Below are 16888 nucleotides of genomic sequence, written 5' to 3'. Positions count from 1 at the left end.
CCGTAGCTGCCCAGGGCCCAGCTTTCCATCACCTGGAAGACCGGTCCGTGGAACATCTCTCCATCCGCGTAGGGCAGGGTCTGCGGCTGCGCGTCATCGGGCGGCAGCCAGGCCGCCGGCGCCTCCAGCCAATCCTCGCCCATCTCGACCGTGGCCGTGGCCACCGGCTCGAACCGAGACAGCACCGGGTTGGGCGCGTCCCACCAGCGGGAGATCGTCACGGCCAAGGTGCCGTCATCCTGCGTCTCCACGGCCCGTCGCAAACGCAGCGTGCCCCCCGGCAACGCCACCCACTTCAGCACCTGGACATTGGTCAGACGCACGACGTGCGCCCGTGGGCGCAACGCCCTGGCCGCCCCGACAATGCGATCGAGCAGCGACATGAAAGGCAGCACCGGCAAGACGTAGGTCGGCTTGTGGTCCTGCAGCCAGGTGTCCCGCTCAGGGTCGAGTTCCTCGTCATCCGGCCCCATCGGGGGGGCGGTACTGACAGGCCCAGCGGATTCCTCTTCGGAATCCGAAGCTGGCTCAGACACGCCCGTGGCGCCTTCCGCGCTTGAGTCCGGGCCGCGCTGGCCGACCGCGAGATCAGTGGGCTCTGCCGCTGCCGCGTCTTCGGCGTAAAGCGACGCGGTGAGTTCCGGGTTCGTTCCCAGTTCCTCGGCAGGTCCGCCCTCTGCCTGGGGAGCATCGGCGGCGAGCCGGTTGCGAGCCACCCGGAAGGCGGCCTCGTCCACCCCGTCGCGCACGGGCGGGGGATCCCCCGCCACCACCCGCATGCCGAGGCCCGTAGCCCCGTAAATGCGCATGCCATCGACCCACAGCCAGCTGTCGGCCACGGCGTAGGCGCCCCGCTCGTCCTCGCCGATGCGGGTGAATTCCAACTCCACCACGACCGTGCGGGCCGTGGGCACGACCTGCCCCCGGTATTTCCAGGTCAGGGCCAGATCCACCCCGATCGACTCGAAGCGCGGGTGGCGCACGCCGGCAGCCAGACCTTTTTCGACCATGGCGATCTGCAACAACTGGATCATGGCCTCGAGCCCCAACGAGCCGGGTTGCACGGGGTCCTGGAAGAAGTGGGCCTTGAAGTACCAGTGGCCCGGATCGACATCCTTCTCGGCCCTGGCCCGGCCGAGGCCCGCCTGGCCCCCCTCCGGCCACCAGCCCGTCACACGGTCCAGCAGGCGCAAGCGGTCGGTGGCGATCGCCGGTGCCCGATAGCGACGGCTCTCGCGCAGCAGGTCCACCCGAAAATCCGACGGTTCGACGAGCACGGCGGCTTCCTCAGGCGTCGGGGGAATCCCCACCTGACTGGCCAGCGCCGCACCGGGGAAGAAACCGAAGACCGTGTTCATCTCGAACACCAGGGCATCATCCTGAGCCGGCAGGGTGCAGCGCACGTCGAAGCCGACGATCACCATGCCGGCGGATTGCGCCGACTTGGTCAAGGTGACCCGGGTGGCCAGGGTGCCATCGTCCGGCGCGAGTTCCCGGCGCAGGGTGCTGGTGCCGTCCAGGTTGCGGAAGAACAGTTCCTGCTCGGCCCGCAATGGCGTTCCCACGAATGACGCCAACCAGCCGCAGGGCTGCAAGGCCGCCTCCAGCAGCACCGCGAACGGCATGGTCGGATGGCCGTTCTCCTGGAAATACCAGGCATCGGACGGGATGTCGTATTCCGCCACGATGGTGGAGCCCAGGCGCGGTTCCCCCAGTTGCCCGTCGAGCGAGGCGATGCGGGTCATGAAATGGTACGGCGGCCCAGGCAGGCGCGGCAGCCGCTTGCCGGCATCGAAGCCTTTGAACTGCGGCCCGAACGCCATGCTCGGTTTGCCCCAGGCACACGCCCAGAGCGAGCGCTGCCCGAACGCGAAGCCGTCCTGCACGGCCACCGCACCGCGGTCGACGACCTCCATGCGGTCTTGTTCGGCCTCCATGGGGAAGCCTGGCACGAGCCGCAAGCCCATGCGACGACAGTGAAACGCCTTCAGGCCATCCACCGTCACCAGCAGGTCGGCCCAGAGCGTCGGGAATTCGCCATCGTGGAGTTCCTCGACGAAGACCTCGTAAACCAGATGCCGGGCAGCCGGCGTGACCTGACCGCGACAGCGCATGTGGTACGTGGCCTCCGGCACCGGTTCGAAGCGCCAGCCATCCTTGTCGAGGCCGAAGCCCAAGGCCGAGAGATACAAGGCCATCGTCTGAAGGGTACCCTCAAACATCAGGGTGCCCGGCATGCACGGATCGTTCTTGAAGTGCCCCTTGAAGAACCAGTCGTCCGGCGTCACGTCGGCCGTGGCGCGGAGATAGCCGCGGCCCCAGGGGCCGCCCTGCGGATCGAAATCGGTCACGGTGTCGAAGAAGCGCATGGCGCCGCCGGACATGCGCGGAGAGCGCACGTGAGAGAGCGCGGCTTCAAAGCCGGCACCGAAGGCTTCGAGCAAATTGCCGTCCGCAAAGGCCTCGATGTCGGCCAGTTCGAAACGACGCTTGCTGGAGAGCGCACGCGGGGCATCGACCCGGCCGCCCTCCGGCATGGCCTCGAGCGGGTCCCACAGGACCCCGCTGGAGCCCGCCAGCTCTTCATCCGTGAAGAAGCCGGCCTGTCCGTGTCGCACGGTCAGACGCGGATGTCCCCCGATGTTGCAGTCGTAATGGAAGAAGAACAGGCGCACGTCGCCTTGCTTGGCGTGACCATCCACGTGAATGTCGTACACCAGGGTTTCCCCCGGTTTGGGCAGGACCTCGTAGCCGGTTTCCGGCGAGGCGTGGTAGGTCAGCTCACATCCCAACAAGCGGTAGACCCGCTCCCCGCGATTGAGGAAGTCGGCACCCAGCCAGGAAATCATCAGCAGGTCGGCCTGACCCGACTCGACCATGATGCCGGCCGGCATGCGGCCCTGATGCAGGTACCAGGAATCCCAGCGCACATCGGTCTCGGTCCAGATGGTGCCGGTCTTCATCGAGCCGGCCTCCCCGCGGATGCCGGTGACCCGGTCGGCCAGCAACAGTGGGGGTTCCGGCATGCGCACCTGGCGATGGAAGCCGTCTTGCTGGGCGAACAAGGGCCCGAACACGTCGGAGATCTTGCCCGAGGCCAGCACTTCGAGCTGTTGCCGGTCGAAGCTCGGGCCGCTGGGCACGTCGCGCTCCGCGCGACCGGCCGGGAGCACCGAGCGAGGCGGGGCCGAGGGCGCCGGCATCGACGCCGAGGAGAGCGAGACGGCGGCCTCGGCGGTAGAGGCAGCCGCCACTGCGGGCTGAGCAGCCGCCGGCTGGGGGCGCACCACCGGGGCGTTGGGCAGGCCGGGGGTCGTGGCCACCCCGCTGGCGGACCCGACGGGCAGGCCCGCAGCAGGCTCGGCCGCAGGCGCGGCGGGAGGGGAGGCGATCGCCGTGGGCGCCACGGGGGCCCGCTCCTCGGGGGCCAACTCGGCGGGCGCCAACGCCGCCGGCTCCGGCGAGGAGACCGGACGGTCGACCGGCAGGGCGGGAGTGGCCGGTGCGTGCCACGCGCCGAGCGACGGTGAAGGGGCCGTCAGCGGCACGGACATCGGCGCAGAAACTGACATCTGGCCGGCCACACCGCCTCCCTGCAGGCGCCGCACCAGCGCCTGGAAGGCCAGGCTCGACTGGTTCAGGTACTGTTGGTGCACGGCGGCCTGCTGGGCCAGCAAGTGGGCATAGGCGACCTGGGCTTCGCGTTGCCGCGCCAGGAAATAAGCATAGGCGGCATCCTGAGCGGTCCCCGTGACGGGAGCCGCCGGGGGCGTGGCGGAGGCGGGAGTGGCGGAGGAAGTCGTTTGGGTCACGTGGGTTCGGGCCTGCATCGGAAGCGGGACGGGCGGGTTCAGGGGCACGGACAGACCTGGTTCAACCAGGCCTCCCGTGGGGCGGGTCGGGGGCGGTTCTCCCCGGCTCGGCGGAAGGTCTTTCGCCACTTGAGCAGCAGGCAAGGACGCGGGGGCCGAAGCGGCCTCCCGGGCGAGCGTTTCGGCTGAAGCGGGCGCCGGCGGGTCGACGGGTGGCACGGCGAGGGGTCGCCCGGCCGAGGCAGCGTCGACCCTGGGCAGTTCCCGGGGAGACCAGTGCCCCAGCACGCTAGGCAGAGCCGGCGCCTGCGGCATGTCGAGTCGGACGCGCCCCTCGCCAGCCGAACGCGGCAGCGCGGACCAGGCCAGCGGGGGGCGATGGGCCAGGAAGGTGATGGCAGGACCTGCAGGCGGCGTGGCGGCGACACCAGTTGGGGACCAGCGCCGGCACAAGGCCGGCCAATCCACCGGCACCCCCGCCGCCAGCAGCGCGGCACAGGCGTTGGCCAGCTGGCGCAGAGAGGGCTGGCTCTGCATATCGAGCGAGACCGCCAGATGCGGGCGGTCGCCCAGAATCTGCCGCACCAGCGGCGCCAGCCCGGCCTGTGGACCGTGCTCGACAAACACCCGCACGCCATCGGCATAGGCAGCTTCAACCAGGGCCGGAAAGTCAATCGTCTTGAGGGCCTGCCCGAGCAAGGCGTCGGCCGCGGAATCGGCCGTGGGTTCGTACCAGCGACCCGTGGCGTGGGTGTAAAACCTCACGCCCGGCACCGGGGAGGTCGGGCGGCGATGCAAGGCCCGCCAGGCATCGGCATAGTGGCGAACCTCTTCGCTGTGGACCGCGACATCGTACTCCAGCGGCAGCGCGACCACCCCACCGAGGGCCGTGATGAGACGACGACAGGCCTCGGGGAGGCCGCCGATGATGACGTCTTTGGGCCCCAGGATGGTCGTCAAGGAAACAAAGGGCACGTCAGGCAACAGGGCGCGCACCTCATCCGCCGTGGCCGAGACGCGCCAGTTGGCCCAGGCGGTATGGGAGAGGCCCATGCCTTGCCAGGCCGTCTGCAGGGTTTCGCAGGCTCCGCCGAGGTGACGGGTAAATACTTCGGCGGCCTCGAATTCCTGGCGCAGGGCTCCCATATCGTGCCAGGCTTCGAACGCGTACAGCGCATTGGTCTCGCCTGAACTCAACCCCAGCGTGGCCTGGAAGGGGATCCCCAACATCCGCCGCGTCACGACCGCATGTGCCTGGGCCAGGGCCGACGCGCCCCACAATTTCTCCAGAGGGGTGATGCCCGTGCGACGCTCATCGAACATCCAACCCGCCGCGTCCCCGACCCCCGGGAAAGCGCCCCGCAGTCCCTCGCCCAGTTCGGGCAAGGCCATGAACAACTCCCGCCCCATGCCGGCATAGGCGCTGGCCGCCCCGCCGAACAGGGCCGCCACCTCCCCGCCGAGGGGAGCCTGCGCGAAAGCGAGGCCTTCGGGCAGCGGCATGCGGGGGGCTGACAGATCCTCCTCGGCATCCAGCCAGGTCAGCGCGCGGGCCTGGCGCTGCGCGAATTCCCGCTCATCCGACGCCACCAGCACCAGACGCAAGGGACCGTCATCCGGCCCGACCGCGTCGGCGGAGGCCGGGGAACCAGCCGCCAAGGCCGCCCGCAAGGCCGCCCGGTGCTGGCCCGCAAAGGTGTACAGACGCGGCAGGGGACGCAGCACGACCGGTCGGGCCGTGGCCTGGGGAACGGCCGCGACCAGGCGCTGGACCCGGGAATCGGCCATGCCCGTCACGGTGACCTGAACCACCGGGTCCTTGGCCGCGAGCAGCGGCACCCCCGGCCCATCGGCCAGCGGGCGCACCCGATGGTGACAGGCGGCCACGGCCGCCGCGACGTGCAGCAGGCCCGACGCCGCGTGCGCGTGACCGAATCGCCGCGTCAGGGCACTCTCCGCCTCATCCAGGGCCAGGCTCCAATCCGGACGGGCCCGGGAAAGTCCATCCGGCAGCACGGCCCAGATGGTATCCCCGGCGGCTTCGGCATCCGCCAGGCGCTTCAGGACCAGCACCACCGCGGCATCACCGGGGCGATGGCGGTCGGGGGGGAGACACGCCTGCGCCGCCCGCGCCTGCACCGGGTCGGTGGCCATATCAACCGCCCCCACCACGGCCATATCCAGTTCGCGAGCCCGCAAGGCCCGACAGGCGAGGTCGAGACCCGCCAGCCCACTGAGTTCCTCGGCCGACACCGCAAAGCCGAGACCGCCCCAATCGAACTGACTGTTGAGCCGGTTGGCCACGACGTTGGGAAGCGTTCCGAGCACGCCGGCGGCCGTCAGAGACGGGCTCGCCTGATCCTTGGCCTCGAGCAGCCAGGCATCGGCGAAGGGCGCCACCTCCCCCCGCCGCACCCACTGGTCGAGCCAGCCTTTGAGCCGCCAACGCAATCCATAACGGGCGATCGCCGGGTCACACTGCATGCCGACGTAGGTGCCGACCCGCTCGCGAGCCACGGGTTGGACCTCGGCCACGGCCTCCTCCGCCGTGGCCAGGACCCACAGCTGTTGCGGCAGGGCAGCCAGCAGGTCCGCCGGAGGAAAGCGCAGCTGGCGGGCGGGCAGTTCAAGCGCCCGGGCCGTCGGGAGCGGTCCTGACTCGCCGAACAGGCCGTGCAAAAAGTCGTCGCGACCGTCGCCATCCCCGACGCGGGCCCCGAGCCCCACCACGGCGATCGCCCCCAGGGGCGGCTGCGGCGCCGGCGAGGGGGCGACGGCCGACTCGTCCGGCTCCCACGCCTCCACCAGCAGGTGGGCGTTGTTGCCCCCGAAGCCGAAGGCTGAGAGGGCAGCGCGTCGCGGAAGCCCGGCAGGCCACGGGTCAGGTTGCTGCAACAAGCGGAAGGGGGTGTCCGCCAGGGCCGGATTGGGGTCATCCACCGGAATTCCGGGCGGACGCAGGCCATGTTCGAAGGCCCCGAGAATCTTCAGCAGGCCGGCCAGACCCGCCACCGTGATGGGGTGACCCAGATTGCCCTTGATCGAGCCGATCGGCACGTCCTGACAACCGGCAAAGACCCGACTGAGCGTGGCCAGCTCGGTCGCATCGCCAATCGCCGTGCCGGTGGCGTGACACTCCACCATCCCGACCGTGCCCGGGGTCCAGCCGGCTTGCGCGTAGGCCGCGATCAGGGCCCGTTCCTGGCCGGCGCTGTCCGGCACGAGCAAGCCGGTGGCACGGCCGTCATTCGACAAGCCGACACCCCGCAAGACCCCAAAAATCCGGTCTCCGTCACGCTGGGCGTCTTCGAGCCGCTTCAAGGCCACAAAGGCCGCTCCCTCCGCGGGCAACAGGCCGTCCGCGGCGCGGTGGAAGGGGCGGCTGCGACCGGTCGGACTGAGCGCTTGCAGGGCCGTGAAGCCCATATGCAGGAACAGGTCATCGGCCCGGTTGACCGCGCCCGCCAGCATGACATCGGCCGTGCCGTCCGCCAGGCGATCACAGGCGAGCTTGATGGCGTAGAGCGAGGAGGCACAGGCGGCATCGAGCGCGATGGCCCCCGCCCCAAGCCCCAGCGCCTTGGCCAGGTAAAGGGCAGGGAAGCCGCTCATGAAACGGTCTTCGGCAGGCGGAGCCGGCAACTCGGCCAGTTCGGCCGCAGCCGGGAGTCCGATCGTGGCGGCCTGCTCTTCCAGCCAGACGCGCTCCGCGAAGGCCGTCAAGCCTTCAGACGGCAGCGACAGGTTGCCCAGCACCGCCCCGACCCGCTCGCGCTGGTCGGCCGCGCCCCGCACCTCACGCAGGGCCTCCCGCCCGGTGTGAAGCACCCAACGCGTCAAGGCGTCGAGGCCCTGCACCTCCGAGGCCGGCACCTCGAAGCCGTGCGGGTCGAAGACCGATTCGAAACCCGTGACATAGCCCCCACGGTCGTGATAACTGCGTTCCGGCGCATCCGAGGCCAGCACCTGTTCCGCCGGCAAGCGCCAGCGGCTGCGCGGGGCTGGTCCGGTCAGCACGCGACCGTGGCGCACGACGTCCCAGAGTCCCTCTGGATTCAACGCACCGGGTAGAACACACGCCCTACCCACAATGGCGATGGGCCGGAACAACATCGTCAGCGCCTCTGCCCTCTACGCCCCAACGGGCTCACCGGCAGCGGCCGAAACAGGCTGCTTGCGTTCCGGCAAGAAATGCATCTCGACCCCGCGCATGTCGGCCACGAGCGAGCCGTCGAGTGTGGCGAAACGGATGTCGGAGAGCGTGCGGTGCTTGGTGACGGATCGGCCGCGCAACTCGACGCGCAATGGCCCCTCGGTCGGCCCCGGTACGTAGCGCCGGAACTCCGCAATGGAGGTGGGCAGCGAGGGCCGCTTGGCCATGTGGTACCCCCAAAGACGCGCCAGTTGCAGCCCGCCGTCGAGCGCGGCCACATCGGTCTGGTAAGACCCTTCGGGCCAACCCTGCTCGGTCAGGCCGACCATGGTCGCCGCCATTCCGTCGCGAGAGACGCCCTCGATCGTCCGCAACACCTGAAACGAGGGACCGTGAAAGAGCATGGCCCCGTACATCTCGTCGTGGCTCCAGGTACAGGCCTCCAGTTCCAGCGGCAGCAACGGCGGAAGGGGCGCCAGGCGGTTGGCCGGGTTGGTCAGGATGGCCGTCCCGCGGTAGAAGGGAGGACCATCGTCGCTTCGGAGTTCCATCTCGATCTCGGTCAGCAAGGCCTGGCCCGCCTCGTTGCAGCGCACGGTGAAGCGATCGCCCCCCACGTGGTAGCGCTCCAGCGGCACGCCCTTCAGCACCTTCAGGTCCTTCAATGCGGAGAAGACCAGGTCCGGCCGCGTATCGACCGCCGCCCGGATGAACCAGTCAAGCACCTGCACCACCGGCAAGACGGGCGAGTCCTGGATCCGATGACCATCCATCTGGGGGTGGCTGCGGTGGTCGAGCAGCACCGAAAGATGGGTGGAGGGGTCCGGCGAGGCCCCCTCCGCCGGTCCGGCGAGCACGATCTCGACATCACCCGGTTCCGCCACGCGGAATTCGTCCACGAACATCTGGGCCCCCATGGCCAGCGGGATCAACGGGACCCCTTGCTTCTCGAAGTGGGCCTTCAATTCAGGCGTCACCATGCCGCCGGCCCAAGGTCCCCAGTTCAGCGACTTCACCAGGCAGTGATTGCCCCGGCGCGCGGCCTCGGCCTGGGCGACCTTGTTGAGCACCTCGTTGGCCATGGCGTAGGCCGCTTGACCGACATTGCCGGTGCGGGCCGCGATCGAACTGAACATGCAGATGGCGGTGATGGGGTCGTCGGCCGTGGCCGCGAGCAAGGCGCGCAGGCCGCCGACCTTGGTTTCGAAGACCCGGTCGAACTGATCGGGCGTGAGGTCGGCGATGAACTTGTCGGCCAGCACGCCCGCCCCGTGCACGATTGCCGTGATCGGGCCGTAAGCCTGGCGAATCGGCGCCAGGGCCGCCTCCACCTGGGTCTTGTCGCGCACGTCGAATTCCAGGTAGAGCGCCTCGGAGCCGGCCCGACGCAGGGCCTTGAGGGTATCGCGCACCTCACGCGCCGCCGTGATCTGGGAAACCTGACGTCCCAGTTCCGCCGGCGTCAGCGGACGCCCCTCCGCCCGGGCCAGTTCCAGCAAGGCCCGCTTCATTTCAGCACCCTCTTTCAGGCCCTTGACGGCCTCCGGTTCGTCGATCAGAGGAGAGCGTCCCAGCAGCACGATCTTGGGCTTGCACGCCCGCGCCAGCGCCTCCAGGGCCACGGCCGTCACGCCACGGGCCCCGCCGGAGGCCAGCACCACCGAGTTCTGATCGATCCAGGGGGCCACCGCGACCACATCGGCGTCGGCGTGGGCCAGGACCGGCACGAAGCGCTGGCCATCGCGTTGCAGGCCCACTTCCAGGTCCGGCCCACCCAGCAAGATCTCATCCACCAGACGCTCCGCCACGGCCTTCGGCGACGCACCGGGTTCCCACAGGTCGATCGCCTTGCAATGGGCTTCGGGCCACTCGTGAGCCGCCGTCTTGACCAGGCCCGTCAGGCCGGCCAACCAGGCCTGCTCCCCGATCTGGCCTCCGAGACCGAAATCGCCGCCCGTGTTCTGGACCGTCACGAAGACGCCCCCCTGCTTGGCGAAGCGAGGCGCCACGGCCCGGGCGATCGCCAGCACGTCACGGTGCAGGGCGGCGGCGGTCTCCGGCCCGGCCTGATCGGTCAGGGCCTGCAGGCAGATCACCAACCCGGTGTCCTCGCCCGGCTCCTCGCCCACCGAAGCCTCGATCCCCTGTCGACCGAGCGCCGCCACCAGGGCGTCGGCCAGCTCGCGGGGGGCCTGGCCGGGGGCGACCAGCGCCGTGCCGCTCACTTCGAGGCGATCGCCCCCCGGGGCCACGTCTTCGAGTCGCAGGACCTGCCGCAGGCCGCCCTGCCCCGCGCGAAAGGCCGAGCCGAAGGGCGAGGCATCACCTGCCCCGTGCGAGGCACGCTTGGCGCGCGACTTGGCAGCCTTGGGGGGGGACACCGAGGCAAGCGCCTGCGCCTCAGCAGGTTCCGAGGCTTCTTCGGCAGAGGGCCCCGACACAGGCGTGTCGGGGCTCTGGAGCGTGACGGCAGGCGGCGTGTCGGCGCCCCGCGGAGTCTGCTCGAGCGGTGGTAGGTCCGGGGGCGGCGCGAGCGCCTCCGGCGGAGAGACGCTCGCCTGAGGCACCAGGGTTCTGACCTCCGCGGGCGAGGCGAGGCCAACCGTCGCGTCCAGGGCGGCCGGCGTCAGCGCCGGCGCCGCGCTCCCGGAGCCCGGGCCGGGGTCCGGCGCCCCGCCGCCCAGCAGGCGCTCAATGTGGGAGACGATCTGTCCCAGGGTCTTGAGGGCCGCCATCTCTCCGGCATCGAATTCCGGCAGACCAGGCAGGCGCTCCTGGACCGCGCCCAGAATTTCCACGCGTTTGATCGAGTCGATGCCGAGGTCCGCCTCCAGGGCCATGTCGAGATTCAGCATCTCGACGGGGTAGCCGGTCTTTTCCGCCACCACCGCCAGCATCAAGGCGGCGATCGCCTCGGCGGAGTGCGCCGACGAGCCCGCGGCCGGGGCCGCGGAAACGGGCGGCGATGCGGGAGCGGACGCCACGGCCGCAGGGGCTGCCCCGCTGCCGGCCAGCCCGCGGCGCATGAAGGCCACGATCTCGCCCAGGGTCTTGAGGGCCGCCATCTCACCGGCGTCGAACTCCGGCAGCGAGGGGACCCGCTCCTGCACGGCCCCCAGAATCTCGACGCGTTTGATCGAGTCGATGCCGAGGTCCGCCTCCAGGGCCATTCCGAGTTCCAGCATTTCGACCGGGTAGCCCGTCTTCTCGGCCACCACCTGGAGCATCAGGCCTTCCAGGTCGGGGCCAGGGGCCGCCACTGCGGCGCCATCCGCAGCGGGCAGCGGGGCGGCGGGCAAGTCAGTGGTCACTTGCAAGCCCGCGACGGCGGCAGGCGCGACAGCCGGCGAGCCCCCCAGGCCCCGTCGCATGAAATCGACGATCTCCCCGAGGGTCTTCATGGCCGACATCTCGCCGGCGTCGAATTCAGGCAGACCCGGCACGCGCTCCTGCACGGCGCCGAGAATCTCGACGCGCTTGATCGAGTCGATGCCGAGATCGGCCTCGAGGGCCATTCCGAGTTCCAGCATCTCGACCGGGTAGCCGGTCTTGTCCGCCACCACGGCCAGCATCAGCCCTTCCAGGTCGGGCAAGGGCGCGGCCACCGGGGCAGCGGCCGCGGGCGCAGCAGCGGGGGGAGCAGCCGGCAGGGCCGGCGAAGGCGATACGGCAGCCACCGGCAGGGCAGGCGCGGCCACGGCCGGCGGCACGACCCGTTCCGGAGTGGGGGCGGGCGCCACCGCGGCCGGCGGGCTGGCGGGAGCCACCGCAGCGGCGGGCAAACTCGCCGCGACGCCGCCCGGCGACACCACCGAGGGCGAAGCCGCAACGGCCGGCGGGGCAACATGCGCGGCCCAGGCCTCGGGCGGCACGGGCGGCACGGCAAATGGCACCGCGGGCATGGCCGGCATGACCGGCAGACTGGGCGCCCAGTTGGCCGGTGCCACAGGTTGACCCCCGAAAGCCTGGAACGAGGCTTCGATCGAGCGCATGTAGGCGAGCTGGGTTTGCACCAAGGAGGCTTCCATCGCCCGCAGATACGCCTGGTGACTTTCCGCCAGCGCGTGCTGGTACATCGCGAAGGCGGTGAGGGCGGGATCTTGGGACGAAGGGGTATGCGTCATCGGGTCGCTCACACTGGGCGCCGCGGCTGGGGCGGACACCGGAGGGGAAACGGGAGTCGGAGGCGGGTCGAAACGTTCAGGTTGCTCCGGATTGGGAGGCGGCAACGCGGCGGCTCCGCCCGGCGGAGGATACACCTTGCCGTAGTTGGTGCCCGTGATGGGCAACGCGAAGGCAGGCTTTTTCCGCGCGCGGGGGTCGACCGGCACGGCAAAGCCTTCCCAAAGCGGCATGTAATCCATGGAGGAGCCCGCCACCGCCAGCTGACCCAAAGCATGCCACAGGGCCGTCACGCCGGAAAGGCCGCGGCGGTCCGTGGCGATCGCCTGGTGCGGGCGCCCCTTGAGAATCTCGGAGACCAGGCCCGTCAGAACCGCCCCGGGGCCAACCTCCAGGAAGACCCGCGCACCGGCCGCGTACATGGCGTCGATCATCTCCACGAAGCGAACGGACTGGGCCAGCTGCGACGCCAGCAGCGCCCGCTGCCCTTCGGGGTCGGCCTTCGGGTAGGCGGCCGCCTCGGCATTGCTCATCACCGGCAAGGAGGCGGGACGGAACTCGATGCCGGCCAGGAAATCGGCGAACGGCTTGGCGGAGGGGGCCACCAGCGGCGAATGAAAGGCCGTCGCCACAGGCAAGCGCCGGGCCCGCAAGCCAGCCGCCTTGAGCTTGGCCTCGGCCTGCACGATGGCCTCCTGGGGTCCGGAGAGCACCACCTGGCGGGGCCCGTTGTCATTGGCCACCACCACGGGCAAGCCCCAGACTTCGGTGTGCTGACGCAGTTCAGCCGCCGAGGCAACCACCGCCGTCATGGCCCCCGGGCTACCGCCCTCGGCGGCCGCCTTGGCCATCAGTTCCCCGCGCCGCCGCGCGATCCGCAGGGCGGCCCGTTCCTCGACCACACCAGCCGCCGCGAGCGCCGTGACTTCCCCGAAGGAGTGGCCGCCCACGCTGGCCGGCCGAAGCCCGGAGGCCCGCAGCAGCGCCAGCGTCGCGAGGCTGGCAGCGCCCAGCGCCGGCTGGGCCCATTCGGTGGCCGTCAAGCGCGCCTGCTGCGCCTCCCGATCGGCATCGTCGAACACGGGAATGGGGAAGGCCACGTCGTGCAAGCGCTGACTGGGCTTGCCCGTCAGGGGGTCCAGCATCTCGATCGCGGCCGCCTGATCCCAGACCATCCGCGCGCGGTCAAAGGCCATGGCCAGGTCAGCTCCCATGCCCACGTACTGGCTGCCCTGTCCGGGGAACAGGAAGGCCACAGGGCCTGCCGCGGCCCCCACCCCGTAGTAGACGCCTGCGGGATTCGCGAACGGGCTGTCGGGCGCCGCTTGAATGGTCTCTCTGGCCTGCGTCAGCTTGCCCTGGAGTTCCAAGGCATCCGCGGCGACCAGCGCCAGGCGGTAGGGCTTGTTCGCGTCGTAGGTGGCCTGCGTGCGATGCGCCAGAAAGCGCACGATGCCCTCTGCCTGAGCGGCCTCCACGGCCTCACCGGACAGCAAGGCCTCCGCCGCGCCCAGCAAGGCCGTCGCGGAATCCGCCGAGAGCAGTACCAGCTCGGTCGGCAGGGTGCGCATGCGCGGCGCGGATTCGGCTGAGCCGCGATATTCTTCGAAGGTGACGTGGAAGTTGCTGCCGCCGAAGCCGAAGGAACTGACGGACGCCCGGCGAGGATGGTCCTTGCCACGCACCCACGGCCGGGCTTGCGTGTTGATGTAGAAGGCCGTTTCAGGCAGGTTGAGCTTCGGGTTGGGGCGCTCCACCTTGATGGTGGGCGGCAGCACCTTGTGGTGCAGGGCCATGATGGTCTTGAAGAGACTGGCTGCACCCGCCGTCGCCTTGGTGTGCCCGATCTGACTTTTCACGGAGCCCAGCGCGCACCACTGCCGGTCGGCGCGGCGCGTTTCATCGAACACCATCTGCAGGCCGCCGAACTCAGCGGCGTCGCCGGCCTTGGTGCCGGTGCCGTGAGCCTCCACCAACTCGACGGTGTCGGGGCCGTACCCCGCGCTGTCATAGGCGCGGCGCAACGCCTTGGCCTGCCCTGCGGACAAGGGCGCGTACACGCTCAGCGCGCGGCCGTCGGAGGAACTCCCAAGCCCCTTGAGGACGGCGTAGATGCGGTCACCATCGCGTTCCGCGTCTTCGAGGCGCTTGAGCGCGATCATGGCCAAGCCTTCTCCCAAGATCGTGCCATCCGCCTGGTCCGAGAAGGGACGGCAGTCCCCGGTCGGCGAGAGCGCCGGCGTCTTGGAGAAACACATGTACATCGAGATGTCGTTGAAGGTGTCGACCCCGCCGGTGATGACCATGTCGGAGTGGCCCAGCACCAGTTCATTGATGCCCATCGCCAGGGCCGAGAGAGAACTGGCACAGGCCGCATCGGTGACACAATTGGTGCCACCGAGGTCGAACCGATTGGCGATCCGCCCTGCGACCACGTTGCCCAGCAAGCCCGGGAACGACGATTCCTGCCAGGGCACGTAGGAATCGGCCATCTTCTCCGCCAAGGCCTGCACCTGGCTTTCGGGCAATCCACCCTCCCGCATGGCCTTGACCCAGATCGGGCGTTGGAGGCGGCTGGCCATCTCGATGAAGAGTTCCTGTCCGCTGGTGACCCCGAGGATCACGCTGCAGCGCTCCTTGTCCATCGACGCGAACTGGCCGCGCGTGGCATCGTCCAGCACCTGCTTGGCCACCAGCAACGCCAGCAGCTGCGAGGTATCGGTGGCGGGCAGGATGCTCGGGGGGATGCCGAACTCGACCGGATCGAAATCGACGGCGGACAAGAAGCCCCCCCGCTTGCAGTACGTTTTGTCCTTGGCGCTGGGGTCCGGGTCGTAATAATCGTCGACCAGCCAGTGGGATTCCGGGACGTCCCCGATCAGGTCACGCGCCGCGAGAATGTCACGCCAGAACCCCTGGGCATCGGACGAGCCAGGGAACAGGGCGCTCACGCCGACAACGGCGATCGGGGGCATCGTTTGGGGAGACCGGGGCATGGGGGTGGTTCCTCGAGATCGAGACGGTCAGGCCGTCAACGGCCGGGGCCTGTAATGGAAAGCAGCGGGGGGCACCGGGGCCCCGAAGGTTCGAAGCTGTTGGGCCCGCGTCACCACGGCGGCCCCTTCGAGCAGGTTGAGTCCGATCTGGGCCACCGTCCGCGCGGCCGGGTCCTCCAGGAAGGTCCCCTTGACCCACGTGTTGAAGGCCCCCATCGCGGGGCCGCACCAGATCTGGTAATCGAGCTTGCGTTCGGGCAGACCGGCGATCGCCCAGCGACTCGACTGGCCCAGATACCAGCGAAAGACGAGCGCCATGCGGTGTTTGCTGTCGCGTTCGGCCCGGGTCAGCTGGACCGGATCACGCAGGGTGAAATAACGCTGACACTCCGCCCACACTTCCGCCAGGGTTTGCTGAAAGACATCTTTCTCCAGTTTGGCCCGCATCTCCGCGGGAATCGACTCCAGGCTATCGTGGGCGGTGTATAGCTCGTACAGACGCTGGGCCCGCGAGGCGAACATGGTTCCCTTCTTGAGTACCTGAACCTTGACGCCGAGTTCGAACATGTCGCCGGCCGGACACATGATCACGTCGGCCATGTCTGCCTGAGCCAGCAAGCGCCGGGCCATCTCGGACTGGCCTGCCTCGACCGCACTCTGATTGACCGAACCTGTCATCACGTAGGCGGCCCCGTATGAAAAGGCTGCGGCCACCGCAGAAGGCGTGCCGAGCCCCCCGGCCGCTCCGACCCGAATCGCGCGGGGATAACCCCGCTGAGCGGCCAGTTCATCCGCCAAGGCCCGGATGGTGGGGAAAAGGGCTCCCAAGGGGCGATTGTCGGTGTGCCCGCCGCTGTCGGACTCGGCCGTCAGATCCTCCGCCACCGGCAACTGCGCGGCGAGGGCGGCCTCCTCGGGTGACAGGGCGCCGCGCGCGACCAGGGCCTGCAGCATGGCGGAGGGCGCAGGCGAGGCGAAGGCCCGCGCGGTCTCGGCCCGAGAGATCTTGGCGAACACGTGATTGGGGCGCACGATCTGGCCCGTGGCGTCCACATGGATGCCGGTGTAGGCGTAGCGGACGATCGCCGGGGTCAACCCCATGAAGGCCGAGGCGGAGACCCGCTTGACCCCGTGCGCGAGAAAGATATCGACCGTGCGCTCTTCCAGCGCCGGTTCGTGCAAGGAATGGATCAGGTTGGCCCCCCAGGAGGGGCCGTCAGGGCCCAGTTCAGCGGCCAAGCGTTGCACCGATTCCTCGATGCGGGCAGGCGAAAGGCCAGCGGCCCCGAAGAATCCCAGCATGCCGGCCTTGGCCAGAGCGAGCACCATCTCCACCGAGGCGATGCCATTGGCCATTTCCCCGCCGATGTAAGGAAACCGAACGCCGTGGGCCTCGTTGAAGGCGCGATCGCCGATCCACTCCGGCCACAGCGGCGGCAAGGTGCCGAGCCAGGCGTGCTCCGTGCTACGTTCGCCGCTCAACTCGCCGCCAAAGGCGACCCCCACGGCGCCGGAAGACGCGTGTTTCAGCACGTGTAGCGGTTCGCGGATGCGGGTCACCGCCTGGGCCAGAGCGCCTGCATCGAACTGCGGCGATTCGGCGCCAGCGATCCAGCCAGGCGAGGTGTGAGGAGGAGAGATGATCATGGTCTTACACAGGATAGGGAATCGCGCGGCTTCTCTCAAGTCGGGCGCCCATCCGGGGCAAAAAGCGCGGTCACGCCTGCCTGCCGGGGGGAGCACGCCTCCCCGGGGGCACTCGCCCGGACTTAATTAAACATTGCTTAACCAAAAATAAAAATGAA

3 protein-coding genes are annotated in these 16888 nt (G+C 69.6%); all 3 read right to left on the bottom strand.

Annotated elements, in window-relative coordinates; all coding sequences use genetic code 11:
* On the bottom strand, window positions 1-7925 hold a 7925-nt coding region (locus tag VKP62_11125), incomplete at its 3' end, for a beta-ketoacyl synthase N-terminal-like domain-containing protein (GenBank protein ID MEB3197744.1).
* An 18-nt stretch (window positions 7926-7943) separates the two neighbouring features.
* On the bottom strand, window positions 7944-15083 hold the full coding sequence (locus VKP62_11120) for an SDR family NAD(P)-dependent oxidoreductase (GenBank protein MEB3197743.1): 7140 nt from the start codon (window positions 15081-15083) through the stop codon (window positions 7944-7946).
* Between the two features lie 27 nt (window positions 15084-15110).
* Window positions 15111-16730, bottom strand: a complete 1620-nt coding sequence (locus VKP62_11115; GenBank protein ID MEB3197742.1) for a PfaD family polyunsaturated fatty acid/polyketide biosynthesis protein — start codon at window positions 16728-16730, stop codon at window positions 15111-15113.
* Window positions 16731-16888: the final 158 nt, after the last annotated feature.

This window comes from Candidatus Sericytochromatia bacterium (genome assembly GCA_035285325.1).
In the GTDB taxonomy this organism is placed as follows: Bacteria; Cyanobacteriota; Sericytochromatia; order S15B-MN24; family JAQBPE01; genus JAYKJB01.
Note: the sequence above shows the minus strand (reverse complement) of the source record. Positions and strands in the feature narration are given on the sequence as shown.